General features: G+C 46.5%; 2 protein-coding genes and 1 pseudogene. 1 reads left to right on the forward strand and 2 read right to left on the reverse strand.

Annotated elements, in window-relative coordinates; all coding sequences use genetic code 11:
• A pseudogene (locus tag ACTHUE_RS15640) lies at positions 1 to 264 on the forward strand (recombinase); the annotation flags it as partial.
• A gap of 65 nt (positions 265 to 329) precedes the next feature.
• On the opposite strand, the gene clpP reads toward ACTHUE_RS15640, so the two are convergent.
• Positions 330 to 950 carry an ATP-dependent Clp endopeptidase proteolytic subunit ClpP gene (gene clpP, locus ACTHUE_RS15645; RefSeq protein ID WP_003683589.1) on the reverse strand — a complete coding sequence of 207 codons (621 nt, stop codon included), beginning with the start codon at positions 948 to 950 and terminating at the stop codon, positions 330 to 332.
• 89 nt (positions 951 to 1,039) lie between these two features.
• Positions 1,040 to 2,350, reverse strand: coding sequence for a trigger factor (gene tig / locus ACTHUE_RS15650; protein ID WP_440361167.1), 1,311 nt, complete (start codon positions 2,348 to 2,350; stop codon positions 1,040 to 1,042).
• Positions 2,351 to 2,407: the final 57 nt, after the last annotated feature.

The following is a 2,407-nucleotide window of genomic DNA, read 5'->3' on the forward strand; positions in this document are numbered from 1 at the left end:
TCTTCGGCAAATTTGGGTTATGCCGCGATTAGCGGTCATGCAGATATATTCACTTTTATGCTTGGCTTGGCAAGTGTATTGGCAATCGGCATGGTGAATCTGGTGGTCAGCTTTTCTTTAGCTTTGGCCGTTGCGCTCCGCTCTCGAGGCACGCGTTTGGGCAGTATGCGTAATCTGCTGAAGAGTTTCTGGAGTCAAGTGAAAGCCAATCCTTTGATTTTGCTGTATCCGGTTCAAGTGAATAACAAAGACAACACGAAGTAAGATTGAAGAAAGGCCGTCTGAATATATATTTTTCAGACGGCCTTTTGATTTAAAAACTATAAAGATTAGGCTTGCAGAGAGGCGCGGTTTTCCAAAACTTGGTCAATCAAACCATATTCTTTAGCTTCATCGGCAGACATATAATTGTCGCGGTCGGTATCGCGTTCCAAGTCGGCCAAATCGCGATCACAATGTTTGGCGAGTAAGCGGTTCAGTTTCTCTTTGATTTTCAGCAGCTCTTTAGCGTGAATTTCAATATCGGAAGCCTGACCAGCCAAGCCGCCGCTGATGAGCGGTTGGTGAATCATGATGCGGCTGTTTGGCAGGGCAAAGCGTTTGCCTTTTTCGCCTGCGGACAACAGGAATGCGCCCATACTTGCCGCTTGACCCAAGCATAAGGTAGAAACATGAGGCTTGATGAAGTTCATAGTGTCGTAAATCGACATACCGGCAGTAACCGAACCGCCCGGAGAGTTGATATAGAAGAAGATATCTTTATCAGGGTTTTCACTTTCCAAGAACAGTAATTGCGCAACAACCAGATTGGCAGATTCGTCTGTCACCGGGCCGATCAAGAAAACGATGCGCTCTTTCAAAAGGCGTGAGTAGATGTCGAATGCGCGCTCGCCGCGACCGCTTTGTTCGATAACGGTAGGGACAAGGTAATTATTGAAATCGAAGGACATTTTTGTCTCCTGTTAATGATGGAAAAGCACCAAAGCATTTAAAGCGCTTCGGTGCTTTTGATTGTCTGTTTCAGACGGCCTTGGAGCAATTAAGCTTGTGCGCCCATTACTTCGTCAAAAGACAGCGCTTTTTCAGTTACTTTAGCTTTGCTCAGAACGAAATCAACAACGTTGCTTTCTACTGCCAAAGAAGTCGGACCTTGCAGGCGGGAAGGCTCTGCGTAGTACCAGTCGATAACTTCTTGAGGATCTTCGTAGCTTTCAGCGAAGTTGGCAACAACGGCTTTGATTTGGTCTTCAGTTGGCTCAAGTTTGTTTTCTTCAACCAATTTAGCCAAAATCAGACCCAAAGAAACGCGGCGTTCTGCTTGTTCTTTGAACATATCCAAAGGCAGATCCAAGTTGGCAGCGTCAGCCATACCTTGGTTAACGAAGTTTTGTTTCATTTCGTTTGCCAAGCGAGCGGCTTCTTCGTTGACCAAAGCAACAGGAACTTGCAAATCGGCTGCTTTGAGCAGGGCGTTCATTACAGATTCTTTAGTTTGTTCACCGATGCGGCGCTCAACTTCGCGGCCGACGTTTTTCTTCACTTCTTCACGCATTTTGGCAACGTCGCCGTCTTCAATGCCCAGAGCTTTAGCAAAGTCAGCGTTAACTTCAGGCAAAGTAGCTTCAGAAACGTTGTTCAGAGTGATGGTGAATACGGCAGATTTACCGGCAACATCTTTACCGCGGTAGTCTTCAGGGAAGTTTACGGTAACGTCTTTGCTTTCATCGGCTTTCATGCCGACAACACCGGCTTCGAATTCAGGCAGCATTTGACCTGCGCCCAATACAAAAGCGTAGTTTTTAGACGCGCCGCCGGCGAAAGGTTCGCCGTCGATTTTGCCTTCGAAGTCGATGATGACGCGGTCGCCGTTTTGGGCCTCACGGTCAACATGGTTGAAACGGGTGCGTTGTTTGCGCAGGATTTCTACAGTTTGGTCAACTTCGGCATCGCCAACAGTCGCAATAACTTTTTCTACTTCTTGGGCAGAAAGGTCACCGATGGTTACTTCGGGGAAGACTTCAAAAATAGCGGCAACTTTGAAAGACTCTTGATCGTCTTGTTCTTCAACGCCTTCAAAGCGTGGGTAACCGGCAACTTTCAATTCTTGAGCAACGGCAACTTCGTAGAATTCGCGTTGTACCAATTCGTTGATAACGTCGTTTTGTGCGCTTGCGCCGTACATTTGGGCAATCATTTTGAACGGTGCTTTACCCGGACGGAAGCCGTCAACTTTTGCACGGCGTTGGGTTTGTTTCAGTTTTTTCTCAGTTTCTGCGTTGATTTTGGACCAAGGCAGAGACAATACTACTTTGCGTTCCAGATTTTCTAAAGTTTCAACAGTTACGCTCATCGTAAGCCCTTAAATTTGTTGTGTTTAAACGGTTATCCTTCTGCTCAGTATTCCGAA

The sequence above is a fragment of the Neisseria sp. P0021.S005 genome, from assembly GCF_051956955.1.

Bases quoted from the DNA above. Each gene is read 5' to 3' on its own strand.
- tig (WP_440361167.1), bottom strand. From the start codon at position 2,350: ATGAGCGTAACTGTTGAAACTTTAGAAAATCTGGAACGCAAAGTAGTA.
- clpP (WP_003683589.1), bottom strand. From the start codon at position 950: ATGTCCTTCGATTTCAATAATTACCTTGTCCCTACCGTTATCGAACAA.